The 20,709-nt window shown below is 65.7% G+C and carries 13 protein-coding genes and 1 pseudogene; 4 read left to right on the forward strand and 10 right to left on the reverse strand.

All coding sequences use genetic code 11. From position 1 onward, the window contains the following. The 7 genes and pseudogenes from ON00_RS20940 to ON00_RS14630 form a co-directional block, all read right to left on the reverse strand. A pseudogene (locus ON00_RS20940) lies at window positions 1-1,227 on the reverse strand (hypothetical protein); the annotation flags it as partial. Between the two features lie 60 nt (window positions 1,228-1,287). Further along, window positions 1,288-3,372 (reverse strand): flagellar biosynthesis protein FlhA, encoded by a 2,085-nt coding sequence (gene flhA / locus ON00_RS14605; protein ID WP_010406973.1) that lies wholly within the window; start codon window positions 3,370-3,372, stop codon window positions 1,288-1,290. 5 nt (window positions 3,373-3,377) lie between these two features. Continuing rightward, window positions 3,378-4,721, reverse strand: coding sequence for a sigma 54-interacting transcriptional regulator (locus ON00_RS14610; RefSeq protein ID WP_010406974.1), 1,344 nt, complete (start codon window positions 4,719-4,721; stop codon window positions 3,378-3,380). Then, window positions 4,718-5,071, reverse strand: coding sequence for a flagellar motor switch protein FliN (gene fliN, locus ON00_RS14615; RefSeq protein ID WP_010406976.1), 354 nt, complete (start codon window positions 5,069-5,071; stop codon window positions 4,718-4,720). The genes ON00_RS14610 and fliN overlap by 4 nt, the downstream gene beginning before the upstream one ends. A 13-nt stretch (window positions 5,072-5,084) precedes the next feature. Further along, the gene (gene fliF / locus ON00_RS14620; RefSeq protein ID WP_010406978.1) at window positions 5,085-6,635 is read right to left on the reverse strand and encodes a flagellar basal-body MS-ring/collar protein FliF; all 1,551 of its coding nucleotides are present in this window, start codon (window positions 6,633-6,635) and stop codon (window positions 5,085-5,087) included. 159 nt (window positions 6,636-6,794) lie between these two features. After that, on the reverse strand, window positions 6,795-7,454 hold the full coding sequence (locus ON00_RS14625) for a FliH/SctL family protein (RefSeq protein WP_010406980.1): 660 nt from the start codon (window positions 7,452-7,454) through the stop codon (window positions 6,795-6,797). A 13-nt stretch (window positions 7,455-7,467) separates the two neighbouring features. Beyond that, window positions 7,468-8,496: a flagellar motor switch protein FliG gene (locus tag ON00_RS14630; protein ID WP_010406981.1), complete on the reverse strand. Its 1,029-nt coding sequence runs from the start codon at window positions 8,494-8,496 to the stop codon at window positions 7,468-7,470. A 93-nt stretch (window positions 8,497-8,589) separates the two neighbouring features. On the opposite strand from ON00_RS14630, the gene ON00_RS14635 reads away from it, so the two are divergent. Next, entirely contained in the window at window positions 8,590-11,445 is a 2,856-nt protein-coding gene (locus ON00_RS14635; protein WP_040601685.1) for a hypothetical protein, read from the forward strand. Between the two features lie 2 nt (window positions 11,446-11,447). Continuing rightward, on the forward strand, window positions 11,448-11,873 hold the full coding sequence (locus ON00_RS14640) for a flagellar basal body protein (protein ID WP_010406984.1): 426 nt from the start codon (window positions 11,448-11,450) through the stop codon (window positions 11,871-11,873). Window positions 11,874-11,883: 10 nt separating this feature from the next. On the opposite strand, the gene ON00_RS14645 is transcribed toward ON00_RS14640, so the two are convergent. Continuing rightward, window positions 11,884-12,720: a DeoR/GlpR family DNA-binding transcription regulator gene (locus ON00_RS14645; RefSeq protein WP_010406985.1), complete on the reverse strand. Its 837-nt coding sequence runs from the start codon at window positions 12,718-12,720 to the stop codon at window positions 11,884-11,886. Between the two features lie 172 nt (window positions 12,721-12,892). Here ON00_RS14645 and ON00_RS14650 point away from each other — a divergent pair, with 172 nt between their 5' ends. Further along, entirely contained in the window at window positions 12,893-15,598 is a 2,706-nt protein-coding gene (locus ON00_RS14650) for a TonB-dependent receptor (protein ID WP_010406986.1), read from the forward strand. A gap of 67 nt (window positions 15,599-15,665) precedes the next feature. Further along, window positions 15,666-17,792: a phosphocholine-specific phospholipase C gene (locus ON00_RS14655; RefSeq protein ID WP_010406987.1), complete on the forward strand. Its 2,127-nt coding sequence runs from the start codon at window positions 15,666-15,668 to the stop codon at window positions 17,790-17,792. A 13-nt stretch (window positions 17,793-17,805) separates the two neighbouring features. Here the strand turns inward: ON00_RS14655 and ON00_RS14660 are convergent, their stop codons facing one another. Both ON00_RS14660 and ON00_RS14665 read right to left on the reverse strand, forming a co-directional pair. Further along, complete coding sequence (locus ON00_RS14660; protein WP_010406988.1) at window positions 17,806-18,561, reverse strand: acid phosphatase; 756 nt, start codon at window positions 18,559-18,561, stop codon at window positions 17,806-17,808. Beyond that, window positions 18,554-20,692, reverse strand: coding sequence for a phosphocholine-specific phospholipase C (locus tag ON00_RS14665; RefSeq protein ID WP_010406989.1), 2,139 nt, complete (start codon window positions 20,690-20,692; stop codon window positions 18,554-18,556). Before ON00_RS14665 ends, ON00_RS14660 begins: the two co-directional genes overlap by 8 nt. Window positions 20,693-20,709 lie beyond the last annotated feature (17 nt).

Raw genomic sequence — 20,709 nt, forward strand, 5'->3', positions numbered from 1 at the left:
AACCGCTGGGTCAAGCGCGATCTCGTTCTCCTCGTCGCTCCCAGTCTTGCCGGACTGCGCGAGCGTGTCGGATGCATTGGTCTCCGGCGTTATGGCTGCGGGCTGGTCGCCGGGTTCCGCCATTGGCTGCATTTGTCCGCTTTGCGGGGGTAGCACGGTCGATACGGTCGTATTGGGCAATCCTTGGGTCGGCGCGGATGCCACTGCGGTGGTGTCGGCGACATCCGCTTTGCCCATGGTCAGGACGGTTGACGGCGATGATGCCGTATCGGTGCGCGTGGTGCCGTATATTGGCGCGGAAAATGCGGCCGCGACCGGCGTTGCGCGCGACGCGCGCGCTGCTTCGGTCGGGCGGGAAAGGTTGGCGGCAACGGCGATGGGCGGTGGCACGGGAGCCGCATCGGTCTCCAGCACCGCGGAGGCAACTGCGGTCGGGTCGAGCTTCGCAGTGGTTACGGTTGCGGGTGCAACGGTGAGCCCGGTGGCGTTTGCAGTGACCGCGTTGCGCGGTTCGCGCGCCGGGCCTGCTGTAATTGGGCTCCGCGTGCCCTGGAGGGTTGGCAACGGTTCGGGCACAGTTGGCGTCGGGGCGGGCGTGGCGGCAACGGAACCGCCATTAGCGGCACTGCTTGCCACCGGAAGCGTCGGGGCGCGGTCTGTCGCGATCTCCGGCGCGGAGGGGGCGGTAGATGCCGTCGCTACAGCGCGGGGCTCCGGCACAAGGTTGCCAAGCGACGGCGTGCTGGGTGCCGTGGCGGCCATGGCTGCGGAGGCGTTGGGCAAGGCGTGCGGGAGCAGGGCCGTAGGACGCTCTGCATTTCCCGAGGCTATGCCTGCCGCGAGCAGTGCAGAGTTATCACGCCCAGCCGACGGGACCGGGGCATTGGTGGCGACCACGCCCAAAATTGGCGTACTCCTCACCGATACGGTCGGCGCGGTGCCCAACGCGCCGATCAAAGACGGCGCGGGCGGGTTCGGTGTCGCAGCGGCCTGTGCGGTTGTCAGCGTCGTCGCCGATGCACTCCCCAGAAGGGCGAGCGTGGTGAACGCCATCGCACCGGTGTCGCTGGTGGCGGTCGACAACGGCAGCACAGGCGAAGCGGTAGCAGCCGCCGGAACGCTAAGCGAAACGAGGTCGCCAAGGGTTGCCGCAAAACCCTGCGCTACACCGTTGGGGCGACCGATTGCGCCGGGCAATCCGGCCATTCCGCTTCCAACGATCTGCATGCAGTTCCTTTCACGGCGAGGCCTTCATCCCATTATAGGCGGGTCGCGGCGGGAGCGTGCTCAACTGACCGTGCCAAGCGCACGAATGCGAGCGCGGGCGTGGATTTCGTTCTGCGACAGCACCACGGTCGAAGGCCGCACGCGCTCGATGATCGAGCGGACGAACGGGCGCACGCTGGGGTTGGTGAGCAGGCACGGGATCTCGCCGCTCTCGGCCAGCCGGTCATAGGTTTCGCGCACCGCCGACACGAAGCCTTGTAGCGTGGAGGGGGCCATAGCGAGCTGGCGGTCGTCGCCGGTGCCGACGATGCTGTCGGCAAAGGCGGTGTCCCATTCGGGCGACAGCGTCACCACCGGAATGGCGTTGTCGCGGGTTTGCGCGACCGAAATCTGCCGGGCGAGGCGCGATCGGACATGTTCGGTCATCATCGTCAAATTGCTGGTCGAGGCCGACGCTTCGGCAATGCCTTCGAGGATGGTCGGGATGTCGCGGATCGAAATCCCTTCCGACAGCAAATTCTGCAGGATGCGCTGCACGCTCGACACCGAGACCTTGGACGGCACGATATCGGCGACCAGCTTTGCCGCGTCCTTGTGGATGTCGCCCAGCAGCTTTTGCGTTTCGGTGTAGGACAGCAGATCGGCGATATTGTCCTTCACCAGCTCGGTCAGGTGCGTGGTGATGATCGTGCCGCAATCCACGACCGTCAGGCCGCGGAAGCCCGCTTCCTCGCGCAACTCGCGGTCGATCCACAAAGCGGGCAGGTTGAACACCGGCTCGCGCGTTGGCTCGCCGGGCAGCCCGGGAGCGCCGCCGCCGGGATTGATCAGCAGCAACTTGTCGAGCCGCACCTCGCCGCGCGCGGCTTCGCTTTCCTTGATGTAGATGACGTACTCGCTCGCCCCCAGCGCCATATTGTCGATGATGCGCACGGCGGGCAGCACGAAGCCGTAATCGGTCGCCATCTGACGGCGCAGCGCGCGGACCTGATCATCAAGACGCGGCTCGCGCGTCGCATCGTTGATGATCGGCAGCAGCGCATAGCCGATTTCGATGCGCAGCGAATCGATCGCCAGCGTCTGCGCGATCGGCTCCTCAACGATCTTGACCGTCGCGGCCTCGGTCGCTTCGGCCAGCCGCTCGGCATTGGCGGTGGCGATTGCCTTGCGGCTCATGCTCCAGGCAAGCCAGCCCGACAGACCGGCAAAACCGGCGAAGGGCACGAAGGGCAGGCCCGGCATCAGCGCCAGCGCGCCCATCAGGAAAGCGACCATGCCAAACGCCTTGGGGAAGCGGCCGAGCTGTTCGCCCAGCGCATTGCCGGTCTTGCCGCGCGCGCTGCCCTTGGACACCAGCATGCCCGCCGCGACCGAGACGATCAGCGCCGGGATCTGGCTGACCAGACCGTCGCCCGCCGTCAGCACGGTATAGGTGCGGAACGCCTCGGCGACCGGCACGCCGTGCGAGAACACGCCAATGCCGAGCCCGACGATGATGTTGATGCCGGTGATCAGCAGGCTGGCGACGGCGTCGCCCTTCACGAATTTGGAGGCACCATCCATCGAGCCGTAAAAACCGCTTTCGGCCTCCACCTCGGCACGGCGCTCCTTGGCTTGTTCTTCCGAAATCATGCCCGCCGACAGATCGGCGTCGATTGCCATCTGCTTGCCGGGCATGGCGTCCAGGCTGAAGCGGGCGGCGACTTCGGCGATGCGGCCCGCACCCTTGGTGATGACGACGAAATTGATGACGATCAGGATCGCGAAGATGGTCAGGCCGATGATCGTTTCGCCGCCCATCAGGAATTCGCCGAACGCGCCGATCACCCCGCCGGCTGCCTGCGGCCCCTCATGGCCGTGCCCCAGGATCAGCCGGGTCGAGGCGAGGTTGAGGCCGAGCCGCAGCATCGTCGCGATCAGCAGGATCGTCGGGAAGGCCGAGAGTTGCAGCGGCTTTTCGATGAACAGCGAGGTCATCAGGATCATCACCGACAAGGTGATCGACAAAGCGAGGCCGATATCGAGCAGCCATGCCGGGATCGGCAAAATGAGCATGCCGATGATGGCGATGACGCCGAACGCCAGCGCGAGATCGCGCCCGGCACCGATCCGTTCGAGCAAGCGGGTAATGGGTAGCGGCAGCACAGCGTTCACGGCGCGGGCGACACGGCGATACCGGCCTCAATAAAGGTCTTCAGCTTGTTGCGCATCGTCCGCACCGAAATGCCGAGGATGCCCGATGCCGAAGTGCGGTTGCCGTGGCAGCGCTGCAGCGTTTGCAGGATCAGTTCGCGCTCGACCTCTTCGACCGTGCGGCCGACCAGCCCTTCGATTTCGAGGCGGCCTTCGGTGGCGGCGTGCTCCTGCGCGAGTTGCGAGCCATCGACCAGGACGATGTCGCGCGCCTCGATCCGGGGGCCGCGCGCGATCAGCACGGCGCGGTGGATGGCGTCTTCCAGTTCGCTGACATTGCCCGGCCAGCCATAGGCCTGCAGCACGCCTTCCGCCGCATCGCTGAGCGGACGCGGCGACAGCCCGTCCGCGTCGGCGAGGCGGTGGGCAAAGTGCCGTGCGAGCAGTGCGATATCGCCACGCCGCTGGCGCAGCGGCGGCATTTCGATGCGGGCAAGGCCGAGGCGGGCAAGCAGATCGGCGCGGAATGCGCCTGCCGCAACGCGCTGCTGCAGGTCGATCGTGGACGTGGCGAGGACGCGCGCCTGCACCGCCACCGAATGGCTGCCGCCGATGCGCCGGATGTGATGTTCCTGCAGTGCCGACAGCAGGCGCGCTTGCGTCCCCGGCGACAGCGCCCCAACCTCGCGCAGCAGGATCGTGCCGCTGCCGGCCTTTTCGAACCGGCCGATGCGCAGCCCAAGCGCACCGGCAAAGGCGCCCTGCTCATGTCCGAACAGTTCCGAATCGACGATTTCAGGCGCGACTCCGGCGCATTCGACGACCAGGATCGGACCGAGCCGACCCGATGCTTCATGGATCGCGCGGGCCATCAGGCCCTTGCCAGTGCCGGTTTCGCCGACCAGCAGCACGGGCGACGCGCTGCGTGCCACCGCCAGCGCAAGGTTGCGCGCCCGCGCCAGATCGGGCGCGTCGCCCAGGATTTCGATCGACCCGCGCGCGACAACCGACGCGATCGCGGCGGCGATCAGCGCGCGTTCGGGCGGCAGCGGCAGATAGTCGCGCGCGCCAGCCCGGATCGCCGCCACCGCTTGCTGGGCCGAGGCGTTGATGCCGCACGCAATGACCGGCACGGCGAAGCGTTCGTCGCGCAAATGCTGCAAGAAACCGCGCACATCGGCATCGACATCGATCATCACCAGGTCGCCACCGCTTATCCGCAGCAGCGCGATGGCTTCGGCGGCATCGTCCGCCATCGTCACGTCCGCCCCCGCCGCGCGCGCCAGATCGGCGGCGAGGCGAAATTCGGAGCCGGGGGCCCCAACGAGCAGCAATCGTACCGCTGGGGTCATGCCCTTCATCGTTCGCCCCGCACGATTTCGGTCAGCGTCACGCCCAGCGAGCCGTCGATCAGCACGACTTCTCCGCGCGCGATCAGGCGGTTGTTGACGAAAATGTCGACCGGCTCCCCAACGCGACGGTCGAGCTCGACGACGGTGCCGACGACGAGTTGCAGCAATTTGCCGACCGGCATGCGCGACCGGCCGAGCACGGCCTGCACCTTGACCGGCACATCATAGACCGCTTCGAGCCCCTCGGCCGGGCTGCCCCCGGCGGGCGCGCGGCTTGGCTCGTCCGCGAAATCGGCGATGAAGGGTTGTTCGGTCTGCACAGGCGGGTCGAGCGCGACCAGCGAGGGTTCGGAATCCATGGGCTGTTCCATCTTATGAGTTCATCCATTGCCGGATTACGGAGGCGGATTCGGGCGGGCTTTCGGCGATCGTGGTGCCGATGCGTTTGAGCGCCGAAAGTTTGATGCGGCCATCGACCTGCGCGAGCGCGATTTCCTGGTCGAGCAGATGCTGGTCGCCGCCGAGTGCGGCGATTTGCTGCATCGCGTCGGGGTCGCCATCGGCGGCGCGCGCGGCCAGCGCCAGGCGCTCGGGGTCGCTGCCGAGCTGTTGCACTTGCTCTGCGACAACGGCGGGTTCCGGCGATGGTTTCGGCAGCAACATGCGCAGGACGATCACCCCGACCACCGCGATCACCAGCAGTTCGATCAGCGAGAAAATCTTGTCCATTGGCAGCAGCGACAGCAGCCCGCTCTTATTTTCAGCCAGCGCATCGCCAGCGGTGAAGGGCATGCTTTCGACGACGACGCTATCGCCGCGCTTGGTGTCGATGCCGGCCGCATTTTCGACGATCCGGGTCAGCCGCTGAATCTGGGCAGCGGGAAGGCCCTTCGGGCCGCCATCGACCATCACCGCGATCGACAGCCGCTTGATCTGGCCGGGAACGCGCACCGTTACGGTGTGGGTGCTGCTATTCTCATAAGTGGTGTCTTCGGAATTCTGCGTGCTCGCGGTCTTGCGCGAGGTGCCGGTTCCTCCAGCGGGTGTCGCCTGCGCGTCGGGCAATTGCCCCGCGACCGAGGCTTGCGGTGTGGTCGCGTTGTTCTCGGCATTCTGGTCGCCGGATTCGACCGTGGTCTGGTGGCCGATCACTTGCTTGTCGGGGTCGAAGGCGGTGGTTTCCTCGCGCGTCTGGTCGCGGTCGATCAGCGCGGACACCTCGGCGCGGACCTTGCCCATGCCGACGATCGGCGCGAGCAGCGATTCGATCTCGTCCCGCAATTTGGCCTCGGTGGCGGTCTGGCGCTCATCGGCTTCGGCACCGCCGGCTGACCCGGCATCGCCCGCGCGGGCCAGCAGGGCACCGGTCTGATCGACCACCGACACTGCTTCGGGCGCGAGCTCGGGCACTGAGGACGCGACGAGATAGCGGATCGAGGCGACCGCTTCGGTGGACAGCCGTCCCTTGGTCTTCACCGTGACGGCGGCGGTCGATTTGCGGCTTTCGGTCGCGAACATCGCGCGCTCGGGCATGACGATGTGGACGCGCGCCTTGGACACGCCGTCCAGGCTTTCGATCGATTTGCCCAACTCGCCTTCGATCGCGCGGGTCTCGTTCAGTTTCGCACGCGAAGCGGACACGCCGAAGCTCTGTTCGTTGTCGAGCACGTCATAGCCGATCTTGCCGCCAAGATGATCGCCCGCCATCGCCATGCGCAATTCGGCGAGCTTGTCCTGTGGGGCGAGGATCGAGGTGCCGTCGGCGGACAGGCGATACTCGACGCCCTTCGCCTTCAGCTTTTCGGTGATCGATTGTGCGGCGGCGGGATCGAGGTCGGTGAACAAAAAGCCCATCGAAGAGGTCGATCCGCGCGTCGCGACGAATGCCAGCGCCGCCAAGACGGCCAGCGCCACACCGGCCATTACGGCAAGCCGTCTTACGCCCAATTGCGAAAAGAGAGTGCGCGCTGCTTCCAAAGTGAGTCCCGATCCTGACCGTAGGGGCGAGCCCCCATGACTATCTTATAGGATGGAGACGGGCGGCAATTTCTGCCGGGCGGAAAAAATTGCCGTGTGGAGCGATCAGGCGGTCGGAGGAGGGGGCAGCAGCGAGGCCAGTTCGCTTTCCACTGCGGCCAGTCGCGCGGCCCTTTCCAGCAGCAGGCCGCCTTGTTCCCAATCGATCAACGCATCGCCCGGGGCGAGCGTCGCATCGGGCACGACGCCGACATGCAGCTTGCGCCGGTCGGCGGCTTGGCGCGTGGCGACGCGCTGCTCGACCGCCTCGACCAGATCGGGGTGGACGCGGACTTGCAGCTCGGTGCCGCGCGCGACCTGCTGCAGCACCCGGCCGATCCCGTCATCGATCAGCCCGGTCGGATCGCGCACGAGCGCGCGGCCGGCAATGGCATCGGCCGCAGCCAGCGCCACGTCGGTGGCGTCGGCAACGATGCGGCGCGTGGTCTCGGCAAAGCGCGCGTCGAGCGCATCGAGCGCGCCGTGCATCGCATCGATGGCACACAGCAATGCCGCGTCGCGTTCGGTGCGTGCCTGGGCAAGCCCGGCTTCGAACGCATCGGCGCGGGCGATCGAGAGGGCGTTTTCATGATCGGCCTTGCGCGCGTCCAGCTCGGCGCGCAGCGCCGCCTGATCGAGCATCGAATCGGGCATGTCGAACGGCGTCGGACCCATCTCGGTAAAGACGCGGTCGAAGGCGAAGCGCTGGACGGTTTCAAAACTCATATGCCTGTCTCCGTCACACGATCATCGTGTCGTCGCTCTTGGGATCGACCAGCGTGATTTCCCCGGCATCGGCCAGGGTCTTGGCAAGTCGGACGAGCGAGGACTGGGCTTCTTCGCAATCGCGCGCACGCACCGGCCCCATGCCGGCCATGTCCTCGCGCAGCAGCTTGGCGGCGCGTTCGGTCATGGTGCTGAAGAACAGCTTCTTCATCTCCTCCGGGGCCCCCTTCAGCGCCAGCGCCATTTCGCGCTTGTCGGCATTGCGCACGACCACGCCGATCGCGGCGGGCAGCAAATTGCCCAGATCCTCGAAGGTGAACATCAAGGCGCGAATGCGGATGGCGGATTCGGGCACGCGCTCGTCGAGCGCCGCCAGCATCTTTTCCTCGGTCGAGCGGTCGAGCGCGTTGAACATGTCGGCCATCGCCTCATGCGGATCGCGCTTGTTGGAGCGCGACAGATTGGCCATGAATTCGGTGCGCAGCGTCTGCTCGATTTCGAGGATGACTTCCTTCTGCACCGTCTCCATCCGCAACATGCGCATGATGACATCGACCGCAAATTCGCTGGGCAATTCGGACAGCACGCGGGCGGCATGTTCCGAGCGCAGCTTCGACAGGATCACCGCCACCGTCTGCGGATATTCGTGGCGCAAGCCTTGCGCGAGCACGGTTTCGCTGACGTTGGACAGCTTGTCCCACATCGTCCGGCCGGAGGGGCCGCGAATGTCCTCCATGATGTCCTTGACGCGCTCGCCCGGCAGGATGCCCGAGAGCAAGCGCTCGGTCGATTCATAGGAACCGTGCAGCGAGGCCATGCTGGCGACCTCGCCGCTGAAATGCACCAGCAGATATTCGACCACCACCGCAGGGATGCGGCCAAGGCCTGCGATCGTGGCGGACAATTCCTTAATCTCGTCGACCGACAGCTGTTCCCAGATCGGCGCGCCATGTTCTCTTCCGAGTGCGAGCATCAAGGCCGCAGCCCGCTGTTGCCCGGTGAATCGCTTCATTTCAGGCGGTTCGCCCATTTGCGCCATCATGTTCACCAATTTTCCCCAGAAAATTCGCCGAAAGCACGGCCTTCGAGCGTCTCTCCCTGCTATTATAGGAAGAGTCTTATAGGGATGACGGAGATGTCGGCGGATTTATCGGGTAGCTTGATCGGGCTCAGCCTCATGACGGGCAGCAATTCGTTCGCGGATTTCAGCGCGTCCAACAGCAGTGCGCCCGCGATCGAGACCAAAGCCGTGCGCGTCGCCAAGGCGCAGTTTACGACTGCGCCAACCACGCCGCCGTGGAAGGAAACGCCGACGACCTTGCCGGTGTCGGCGCAGGTGTCCGCGATCAAGGCGATGACGACGATCATCGACAAGCCCGCGACGGGCCCGGCTGCGCTGCCGAGCGACGTGCAGACCAGCTTTACCACTTATAAGGCGCTCGATCGCTTGCGGCTGCTCGCCGAAACCGCGACTGCCACCACCAGCAACGCCGCGCAGCGCGCGACTCTGCAGACGACCTTCGCCAAAGGCCTGACGGATTTGCAGGGCTTTCTGGCGCACGCGCCCAACGGGATCCTGGACCTCTCGCTCGCTCAGCCCGCGCGCAGCGCGACGACCGTCGGGATTCCGTCGCCCGATGCGTACACCGTAAAGGGGCCGGAAGTGGTGGCGAGCCGGTCGGACCCGCTGCCGGGGATGACCGGGCAGGAGCAACTCAAGATCACGCTCTCCAAGCCGGGGGCGAGCGACACGCTGACGGTCGATTTGTCGCAGGGGCCGCAACCGCCGACGCTGGACTCGGTCTCGGACGCGCTCAACGCCGCCATTTCAGCGCTTCCCCGCCTCAATCCTGATGGCAGCTTGCAGCTTGATGACAAGGGGATGCAGCAGCCGAAGTGGCTGGCGCACTTCACCCCGGAACGCGGCACCGACAAATGGGGCCTGACGCTCAACGCGCCCAACGGCACCGACCGTGTGACAATCGACCAGATCAACGCCAAGCCCGCGCTGCTCGTCGCGACCGGAGAGAGCGGGCCGGTCGCGCTCGCACCCGGGCAGACGGCGGTCGCCGGGCAGCAGACCGCCACCACCCCGACCGCGACGCAGATCTTCCGCTTCGCCGATCCTGCCGGCGCGATGGTGCAAAAGTCGGTGGCGACGCTGAGCGCGCTCGACCGTGTTGCCACCGAACAGGCAAAGATCGCCGGCAAGACGACCAGTTCGACGACAACCTTCAAGACCGATTACAATGGCAAGGCGGTGGCGACCACCACCAAGAACACCGCCGTCCAGGCCAATACCGATGCCGCGGCGATGGCGACCGATGCGCAGGGCAACACCTATGTGGTGGGCACGACGCGCGGCGATCTGGGGTCGGAACGCTCGAACGGATCGGACACGCTGTTCCTGACCAAGCTCGACGGCGCGGGCAAAGTGGTGTGGGAACGCGGGCTCGGCGCGGCCGGGGCCTCGACCGGCGCTGCCGTCAGTGTCGCCGCCAATGGCGACGTCGTGGTGGCGGGCACCGTCACGGGCAGCCTCGACGGGGTGACGCATGACGGCGACATGTTCGTCGCGCGCTACAGCACGCTGGGCGATGAAGCGTTTACGACGGTGGTGCCGGGCACTGGCAATGACGTCGCCAAAGCGCTCGCCATCGGGAATGATGGTTCGGTCTTCGTCGGGGGCAAGAGCGCGACCGGGGGCGGCGACGCCTTTGTCGCGCGTCTCGATTCGACGGGCCACGTTGCCGATCGTCGCGCGATCGATTCGGGTGGAAGCGAATCGGTCACGGCGCTGGCGATCGGCAGCGACGGCAATGTGCTGGCGCTGGTGAACAACAATGGCACCGCGCAACTGCGCAAGCTCGATGCGAGCGCCCTGTCCAACGATCTGGCGACGCTTGATCTGGGCACGGCCGATGCCCGCGCGCTGGCGGTGGGAAGCGATGGCACGATTGCGGTCGGTGGGTCCGCGAGCGCGGCGCTTTCGGGCACACAGGTGAATGGCACGTCGGGCGGGCGCGATGGCTTTGTCGCGCGCATCGACGGTGCACTGAGCGGCGCGGCGGTCACGTATGTTGGCAGCGCGCAGGACGATCAGGTCGACAGCGTCGCCTTTCTCGACGGTGCGATCTATGCGGGCGGGCGGACGTCCGGCACGATCGGTGCGGCGCGCTCGGGCACCGTGGATGGTTTTGTCAGCCGGATCGACGGCGCGACCGGCGCGATCGCCAGTACCACCCAATTCGGTCAAAGCGGGCAGACGACGCAGCCGGTGCGGCTGGCGGTGGCGGCAACCGGGGATAACAGCCTGGGCGCGATCGGCTTTGGCACGGGCACGATCAACCCCGAAGTCTCGGCCAAATTGGTGACGCAGACCGCACTCCGCGTGGGCGACAGCTTCTCGATCAGCATCGATGGCGGCACCGCCAAGAAGATCACCATCACCGCCGATGACACGATGCAGACGCTGTCGGACCGGATCGGCAAGCTGACGGGCACCAAGGGCAGCACCAGTACGCCCAGGATCAGCGGCATGAAGAGCCTGCGCATCGATGCCGCTGCGGGGCATTCGATCGAGCTTATTCCCGGCACCGGGGATCGCGACGCGCTGTCCAAGCTCGGCATTGCGCCGCAGCGGATCGAGACGCCGCTGCCGGTCGCGGCCAATGCGCCGACCGTGCGACCGGGCGGTGCCTATGGGCTCGACCTCAGCACCTCGCTGACCTTGGCGACGCCTGAGGATGCCAAAGCGGCCTTGGGCAAGATCAAGTCGGCATTGTCGATGACGCAGACTGCGTATCGTTCGCTCTATTGGGACGATACCAAGGCGTCGATCGTCAATAACACGAAGAAGGCCGGTGGCGGCACGGTGAGCGCCTATCAGCAGGCGCAACTGGCGGGGTATCAATCTGCCCTTGCGCGCCTGAGCTCGTCGACTTCGGACACGAGCAATAGCGGTTCCCTCGTATCCCTGTTCGGAGGCTGAGCATGGCTGTTCCCGCAATCCTGTCGGGCATCCGCACCGAAATGAAGCATCTGGCCGATCGTCAGCGCGTCATTTCGCAAAATATCGCCAATTCCGAGACGCCGGGCTTCAAGGCCCGCGATGTCGCGGCCCCCAATTTCTCGGCGCTGCTTGCGGCGCAGGGCGGCGCGGCGGGCGGTGCGCCGGGTATCGCCGTGCCCACGGTGCAATTGACCGAGAGCATGGCCGCGCTCGGCGCGCGCGCGCCGATGGGGGCATCGTCGATCCTCGATACCAATGTGAGCGAGACCAAGCCCGACGGCAACAACGTCACGCTGGAAGATCAATTGCTCAAGATGGGGCAGATTCAGGCCGATTTCGCGGCGATGACCAACATTTACCGCAAACAGCTTTCGATGCTGAAGACGGCGATTGGCCATGGCGGGTAAGGCGTTGGCCTTATAGCGGCTGTGCCTCTGCGGCCGACGCCGGGCGGGCTACATGGACTGCCATGCCGGTGGCTGCCGCCGCCGTGACAAAGGGGTGGGGCGGCGGCGCATCGGTCACCAGATCGGCAACATCGCCAAAGCCTGCCACCCGCGTTGTGCCCTTGCGCCCGAATTTGGTCGAATCCGCCAGCACGACGATCCGGCGCGCACTTTCGATCAAGGCGCGTTTGAAGGTGGCTTCGTCGGGCTCGAAATCGAGGAAGCCGCGCTCCACATCGATCGCGCCCATCGAAAAAATCGTCAAGTCGGGAATGAAGCCGCCACAATAAGCGATCGCCTCCGGCCCGAAGGCGGCGCGATAATCGTGATTGATGATGCCGCCTGCGAGGAACAGGCGCTGTTTTGGGCGGCCAAGCACTTCGCTCGCGACCTCGATACTGTTGGTGACGATGGTGAGATCGGGCACCCGCGCCAGGGCGCGCACCAGCCAGAAGGATGTGGTGCCCGAATCGATCAGCAGCGTCATGCCCGGCTCGACCAGTTCTGCAGCCGCCCGGCCGATCTGTTGTTTGGCATCGGCTTGCTCGCGAAAGCGCAAGCGATAGGGCGCTTCGAAGTCCGCATCGGGCATGCGCACGCCGCCATGCACCTTCAGCACGCGGCCGGTTTGCTCCAACTGGCGGATATCGCGGCGGATCGTTTCTTCCGAACAGTCAAAGCGTGCGGCCAGCTCCGCGATCGACAGGCTGGAGCGCGCCTCGAGCAATTTGAGGATCGCCGCAATCCGCGAACTCTGGATGACGCGCGGCCCTGGAGCATCGTCGAGCGGAGAGAACGGAGTCTGCATGGCCGGATCATATCGCGGCTGTCACACAATGGAAACTCACATTTATCCACATCAAAACCGCCATAAAACCACAAAATGTCACACGAGCGTCATGTGCGCGCTCTACCGGCCGGGTCGGGCAGCGCGGCATGGGCTTTCACCGCCGCGCAGGGAGGGCACCAAAATGCGTAAAATGAGCACGGCGATCCTGGCGATCGCAACCGCCACGAGCGGAGTTTTTGCAACCAGCGCGATGGCGCAGACCGCGACCGATCCAGCCGCCGCCAGCACCGATGCGGCACCGGCCGATATCGTCGTCAACGGCTATATCCAGTCGCTCGCCAAAGCGCGTGCCCTGAAGCGCGATTCCAACATCGTCAAGGATGTGATCGTCGCGGAAGACATGGCGAAGTTCCCCGAACTCAACCTGGCCGAATCGATCCAGCGCCTGCCGGGCGTGGCGATCAACCGCGAAGCGGGCGAAGGCCGCCGCATCACGCTGCGCGGCCTGGGGCCGGATTATACCCGCGTCCAGCTCAACGGCATGGAAGTGCTGGGCAACGTCGACTCAGCGATGGACAGCCGTGGCCAGCGCTCGCGCGACCGCGCGTTCGACTTCAATATCTTCGCGTCCGAACTGTTCTCGCGCATCGAGGTCGAAAAGACCTATCAGGCGGCGCAGAATGAAGGCGGCATGGCCGGCACGGTCGGCCTGTTCACCGCCAAGCCGCTGGAATATAAGCAGGGCATTACCGGCGCGATCTCGGCGAAGCTCGGCACCAACAGCTACACCAAGGATGCGCAGCCGCGCATCGCCGCGATGATCGGCCAGAATTGGGGCGACACCTTCGGCGTGCTCGTCTCGGTCGCCTATTCGAAGCGCAAGACCGAAGAGCAGGGCTACAACACCTATTCGCCGACCCAGCTCAGCGCGAGCAAGATCGCCGGTTACCTCAAAAGCGGCCTCGACATCTCGTCATTGTCTGCCGACCAGCAGACCAAGTTCAAGTCGGGCGATCTGGTGTTCGCCTCGGGTAACCGCCTGTCGGTCTGGGACGCCCAGCAGGAGCGTCTCGGCCTGACGCTTGCCACCCAGTGGCGTCCGGCGGACAATGTGCTGTTGACGCTCGATGCGCTGCATGGCGAATTCACCACGCACCGCGACGAATATCATCTCGCGACGCGGCCCAACAACACCTCGGGCTCGGTCGCGTTCGACACGACGTCCAAGATCAACGCGATCCATTGGGACAGCAGCAACTTCGTCGATTCGATCAACGTCGATAACGTGACCTATGCCAGCGAACATCGCCGCTCGCTCAACAAGAACCGCTTCAACCAGATCGCGCTGACCGGCAAATGGGATGTGAACGACAATCTCGGCTTTGACGGGCATGTCGGCTATGAAGATTCGAAATACACCACGCCGTATGACGACAAGCTCTACCTGCGCGCTTACGGTGGCATGACCACGACCTATGCGGCGGACGGCACCTCGGCGACCAACGTCTATCGTTGGAACACCACCGATGCGTCGAAATATGAGTTCAAGGAATTCTACTTCCGCGAATTCTGGAACAAGACCAGCCTGCGTGAAGCGACCGGCAACGCCCACCTGAAGCTGGGCGACGTGTTCACGTTGCGCGGCGGGGCGAGCTATCGCCGCTACAGCACGTCGGGCTCCGAAATCTACAATGACGGGCAGTTCCGCCAATTTACCGGCACCGCGGTGACCGCCTATGCGGACGTCTTCACGCAGAACAAGGCGGCGAGCTGGATCACCGGCAATTATGCGGCCGCGTTCGCCCAATATAATGCGTCGCACACCACCGCCGGTGCGACCGACATCGAAAACACCTACACCGTCACCGAAACCACCAAGGCGACCTATGGCCAGCTCGATTGGGATGGCCATGTTGCGGGGATGCGGCTGCGCGGCAATGTCGGCCTTCGCGCATATTTCACCGACCTCAACAGCAATGGCCTGATCACCAACAGCAACGATACGCCGATCGGCAGCAACTTCACCAAATCGAGCTATTCGGGCGTGCTCCCGGCACTCAACGCCATTTTGGAAGTCACGCCGAGCTTCCTCATCCGCGTGGCGGCTGCCAAGAACATCAACCGTCCCTCGCTGGGTTCGCTGGCGGCGGCGGGCAGCGCCAATGCCGATAGCGGCCAGATCACCGCAAGCGTCGGCAACCCCAACCTGCAGCCGTATAAGGACAATGCTTACGACCTGTCGGCCGAATGGTATTTCGGCAAGATCGGGCTGATCTCGGTTGGCGTGTTCCACAAGGACATCAGCAACCTGATCTCGACCGAGACGCTGTACAATGTCCCGTTCAGCACGACGGGCCTGCCGCTTTCGACGCTGTCGGGCGTGACGCCGACCACCATCGTCGCGCAATTCTCGCGGCCGGTGAACCTGAGCAAGGCCTATGTCACCGGTTTCGAGGCCGCGGCGCAGACCAACTTCACCTTCCTGCCGGCCCCGTTCGACAAGTTCGGCGTTTCGGCGAACGTGACGGTGCTCGATTCGAACGCGCCGGTGAAGGGCATCAAGTCTCCGATCCCGGGTCTGTCGAAGACCAACGCCAACGGCACGCTGTATTACGAGACCAAGCGCTGGGGCATTCGCGGATCGGCGAACTATCGTTCGTCCTATCTGCTCAGCGTCTATGACGGCTCCAACCCGGCGAGCCAGGACGGTTTCGACGGCACGGTGTATGTCGATGCAGCGGCGTTCGTGAACCTCACGAGCAAGCTGCGGCTGACGCTGGACGCAATCAACATCGCCAACACCACCGAGGTGCAGTATAACAGCATCTATCACCGCTTGCATAACGAGACTCAGAGTGGCCGTACCGTCTTTGCCGGTTTCACGCTGAAGTTCTGACGACCCCCACCGGGCGGCGCGTCGGGCTTGTCCGGCGCGCCGTCTTCTTGTGAATGGACGAACGCCCATGTCGCTGCCCCCCGCCGATCGCCGCGCTTTCCTGAAGACCCTGATGGCCGGTGGCGGCGCGGCGGCGGGCGGCATGTTCCCGTCGATTGCGCGCGCCTTGTCGATCCCCGCCAATCGCCGCACGGGGACGGTGATGGATGTCGAACATGTCGTGATCCTCACCCAGGAAAACCGCGCGTTCGACCATTATTTCGGCGCGATGCCAGGGGTGCGCGGCTTTGGCGATCGCTTCGCCATTCCCGTGCCCGATCTGGGCGAACGGCGCGGGGCGACGGTGTTCGTGCAGCCGAGCGAACATGCCGGGCCGCCCGACTGGATCGCGCCCTTCCACCTCGACACCAAGCGCGATTTCCGGCTGATGCGGCCACTCGGCACGCCGCACGGTTTCCCCGACAGCCAGGCGGCGTGGGACAATGGCCGGATGGGCGGCTGGCCCAAGGCCAAGCACGACCATGCGATGGCCTATTTCACGCGCGAGGATATTCCCTTCCAATATGCGCTGGCCGAGTCCTTTACGCTGTGTGACGCCTATCATTGCGCTTTGCATCTCAGCACCAATCCCAACCGGCTCTATGTGTGGACCGGCACGCATGATCCGCAGGCGCGCGGGCATGGCCCGGCGATCGACAATGGCTATGACGGGTTGGAAGATCCGCGCGGCCATGGCGGCTATGCCTGGACGACCTATCCCGAGCGGCTGCAGGCGGCGGGGATCAGCTTCCAAATCTATCAGCAGATGGAGGACAATTTCAGCGACAACCCGCTGATCGGTTTCCGCCGCTATCGCGATGCGCGCAAGGCGACGTCGGGGCCGGACGCCGATCTGATCCGGCGAACGCTGACGACGCGCGGGCTCGATCTGCTCAAGGCCGATGTGCTGGCCGACAAACTTCCCCAAGTCTCGTGGATCATCGCGCCGACGGCAGCGTCGGAACATCCGAGCGTTTCCACGCCGCTGCAGGGGGCGGACTATACCGCACAGGTGCTCGACGCGCTGACCGCCAACCCGGACGTTTGGGCCAAGACGGTGTTGTTGCTTAATTTCGACGAGAATGACGGGCTGTTCGACCATGTCCCGCCGCCAGCGCCCCCCGCGCACGATCCGCGCGATCCGGCACGCTTGCTCGGCGGCACCACGGTTGCGGCCGAGGACGAATATCACCGCCATTCGCAAGGCGAGGCCGATGCGGCATATCTCGGCCGTCCTTATGGGCTGGGGCCGCGCGTGCCGATGTATGTCGTCTCGCCGTGGAGCCGCGGCGGCTATGTCGCGTCCGAAGTGTTCGATCACACCAGCGTGATCCGCTTCCTCGAAACCCGCTTCGGCGTGGCCGAACCCAATATCAGCGCGTGGCGGCGCGCGGTCTGCGGTGATTTGACGTCCTGCTTCGATTTTTCGCGTGCCGATGACCGGGCCTTTGCCAGCGCCTTGCCACCGACGCGGGCGCTGTCCGACCGTGCGGCGACGCTCAAGGAAATGCGCCCGCTGCCGCCCGCCGCGCTGACCGCGCCGGTGCAGGAAGCGGGCATCCGCCGCCGCCGCGCAACACCCTATCGGCTCGATGCCACGCTGGCGGTTGTGCCAGGGCAAGCGCCGGGCCTGCTGCTGTCCAACACCGGGCGCGAGCGGGCGGCGGTGTTCCACCTCTATCCGCTGACCGATCTGGCGGGCGGGCCGCGCCGCTACACCGTGGGCGCAGGGCAATCGCTTTCCGCCGAACTGCCGGTGGGCGCGGATGGGGCCTATGATGCGTTCCTGCTCGGGCCGGCCGGGTTCCACCGGCGCTTCACCGGGCGCAGCGCGGGCTTCGCGCCGGTGCTGGAGGGTGAAGGCAAGCGGACGACATTGCGGATACGCAACCATACAGACGGCGCGTTAGCGCTTAGCGTGCACGATCTTGCTTATGGCCAGCCACCGCGCACGTTGCATGTTGCCGCGCGCGCCGAAAGCGTCGTGCCGGTCGATCTGTCGGGCAGCCACGGCTGGTACGATTTCCTCGTCACGAGTGCTTCCGAGCAGGTGCGGCTTGCCGGGCATCGGGAGAGCGGCGCCGAAGGGTTCAGCGATCCGGTCGCGCATGGCGCGGCTCCGCTGGTGATGGCGTCGCCCAACCCGGTCGCGTGAGGCGACCGGGGCTTCAATAATACGCGCGCGCCAGCACCTCGGCCTCGATCGCGCACGCGGCGGGATCGACCTTGGGGGCGGTAATGCGGGCGCGGGCGAGTTCGACACGCGCCAGATCGAGCTGCTGGCGGAACGAGGCGGAGCCGTGCAGCACCGCCGACGCTGCGGCCCCGGCTTGCCAGCCGCCCTCGACCGCGCTGGCCGAATGCGCGCCGCAAATCACGCGGCTTTCGCCCGCCTGGCGACCGCGCGCGAGGATCTCGCTCGCCCGGTCGGGCGCGAGTTCGGCGAGCAACAACGCCTCCAGCCAACCGTTGGCGGCATGGCCCGAGGGATAATCGCCGCTGCGGGCGAGCGCGGCGGTGCGCGCCTGACACATGGGCGCATCGTTGTCGGCATAGGGCCGGGCCCGCGCGTAATGGGTTTTGACGGGCTCGACGAGGAAACCCGCGCCTGCACGGTCGAAGAGACTCGCCAGGATCGGCACGTCGCGGGCCTTCAACGTCACGCCGAGCGCGCAGGCATAACGCGACAACGGGCCGTCTTCGACATCGCGCTGTGCAATTTGCCAGCGCGGGCTGCCCTGCAGTGCGCGGGTCGCCTGAAAGATGGCGCGATCGGCAATATCGCGCGCCGATCCGGCGGCGGGCGGGGCGGACAGGATGCGCACCCCATCCACGGGCGGCATCCACGGATCGCCGATCGCGGCGACGGCGCTGCCCATTGTCGCAACCGCGACGAGGCCTGCGAGGAAAAGGCGCTTAGACATAGAGACGCATCTCTCCAATGGCGGGGTCGGTCCGGCCCGGTCGCCCGTTTTCGACCTTGCCCGCGAAGCGACGCAAAAAGGCGGGGGCGTCGGGCGAACGGATTGTCAGATCATACCAGCGGTCGCTGGCCGCCAGATCCCAGCGGTCGCGCAGCGTTGCTCCGGCGGGCACCGTGAGGTCGCGCGTTCGCGCGGCCACAGTTGGATAGGCCGGATCGAGCGTGATCGTGTAGCGGCGCGGCGCGGTGCCGGGATTGGCGAGCAGGAGCTCGACCGCATCCTGGCTGGGCAGCGCGACCATGCCGACCTCTGCCGTGTCCGCCAACGTTCCGGCATAGCGGCGCAGCAGCCCGTCAGGGCCGATCACGCTCAGGTCGTAGCGGTCGGTGACGGTGCCGTCGTCATGCCACTGCGTGCTGGCATAGTGGTCGCCCGCGCCGATCATATAGTGCCATGGGCCGCCGCGATCGAGATTGTCGTGGACGGTCAACACCGCGCCGGTCGTGCCGCGATTGATCAGGTCGATCCGGAAGCGCCGATCCGCATCGACCCGAGCGAGGATGTCGAGCCGATAGGGCAGCGCGCGGGCCGGCCGTTGCCCCGCCATTTGGCGCGCTGCGCGTTGCACCGCCGGAATCGCGGTGGCGCGCCCGGCTTGCGAGCGCGCGATGCGCTGTTCGAAATCGGCGGTGCCGGGCAAGGTGAGGCTCGCCCAGTCGCGATTGGGGTGCGCGAAATCGAAGGCGGAGATGAGGTCGCCACACACCGCGCGCCGCCATGGCCCGATATTGGGTTCTGCCACGCCGAAGCGCGCCTCGAGAAAGCGCAGCACCGATGTATGGTCGAACAGTTCGGAGCAGACAAAGCCGCCGCGGCTCCACGGCGACACGAGGAGTGCGGGCACGCGAATGCCCAGGCCGATCGGCTGTGCGCCCGGATTGTCGCCGCTGGCATAATGCTTCGCTTCTCCGGCGATCGAGACGGTGCTGTGGCCCGGCACGTCCCCCACCGGCGGCACGGGCGAGGGCATATGGTCATAAAAGCCGCCGCTCTCGTCATAATTGACGATGAACACCGTTTTGGCAAAGACCTCGGGATGGTCGACCAAGGCGGCGATCAGCTCGGCGCAGAGATGTTCGCCGCGCGCGGGCACGGCCGTCGGATGTTCGGACAGGTCGGCGGCGGTGACGATCCACGACACTTGCGGCAAGGTCCCCGCCGCCAGATCGCGCCGGAAGCCCTCGACCAGTTGCTCCCCGTCCGAGCGGGTGCGGTCGGCACCGGTCTTATGTTCGCTCACCCACGATCGACCGCGCCGATACAAAGCGGAATCGCGCGCGCACGGGCGGAAGGCGGGAAAGACCGACAGCGTGTTGTCGCCGAAATTGTCATATTCCTGATAGACCTTCCAGCTTACCCCGGCTTGTTCCAGCCGCTCGGCATAAGTGGTCCAGCGATAGGCATCGGGGCGCAGCGGCTGGTCGGTCGCCATGTCAGCGCTGGGCGTTTCGTCCTCGCCATAATTGTCCATTTCGGGATCGCCACCGACCGTGCCGCCGCCATTGCAGCCGGTGAACAAATGCAGCCGGTTGGGATAGGTCTGCGTCAGCGTCGAGGCGTGATAGGCGTCGCAAATCGTGAACGCATTGGCGAGTGCGTAATAAAAGGGCAGGTCGCCCGCGCCATAATGCAGCATCCGCTGGTGCAATTGCCGCGTCGCGCCCCAGCGATCACACCGACCCCGGTTGAAGATGGTAAGATTGTGCTGATGGCCCTGTTCGGAGCCATCGACGCGGAACGACTGCGTTGTGGTCGAATCGCCGTGGAAGGGCAGCACGAAGCCATCGGGATGCTGCGCGCTCGGTTGCGCCCACACACTGCGCCCGCCGGGCAGGCGCAGGGGACGGGGATCGCCCAGCCCGCGCACGCCATTATAGCTGCCGAAATAATGATCGAACGAGCGGTTTTCCTGCATGAAGATCACGACATGCTCGACATCGCGGATCGTGCCGGTCGGGCTGTTGGCGGCGATCGCGGCGGCGCGCTCGATCAGGCCCGGCAGCATCCCGGCTGCGCCCGCACCGGCCCCCGCCGCCATCTGCAGAAACCGCCGTCTGGTCGCATCGCTCACCACAAACCTCCGTCGAT

It is taken from the genome of Sphingomonas echinoides ATCC 14820 (genome assembly GCF_000241465.1).
Taxonomy (GTDB): domain Bacteria; phylum Pseudomonadota; class Alphaproteobacteria; order Sphingomonadales; family Sphingomonadaceae; genus Sphingomonas; species Sphingomonas echinoides.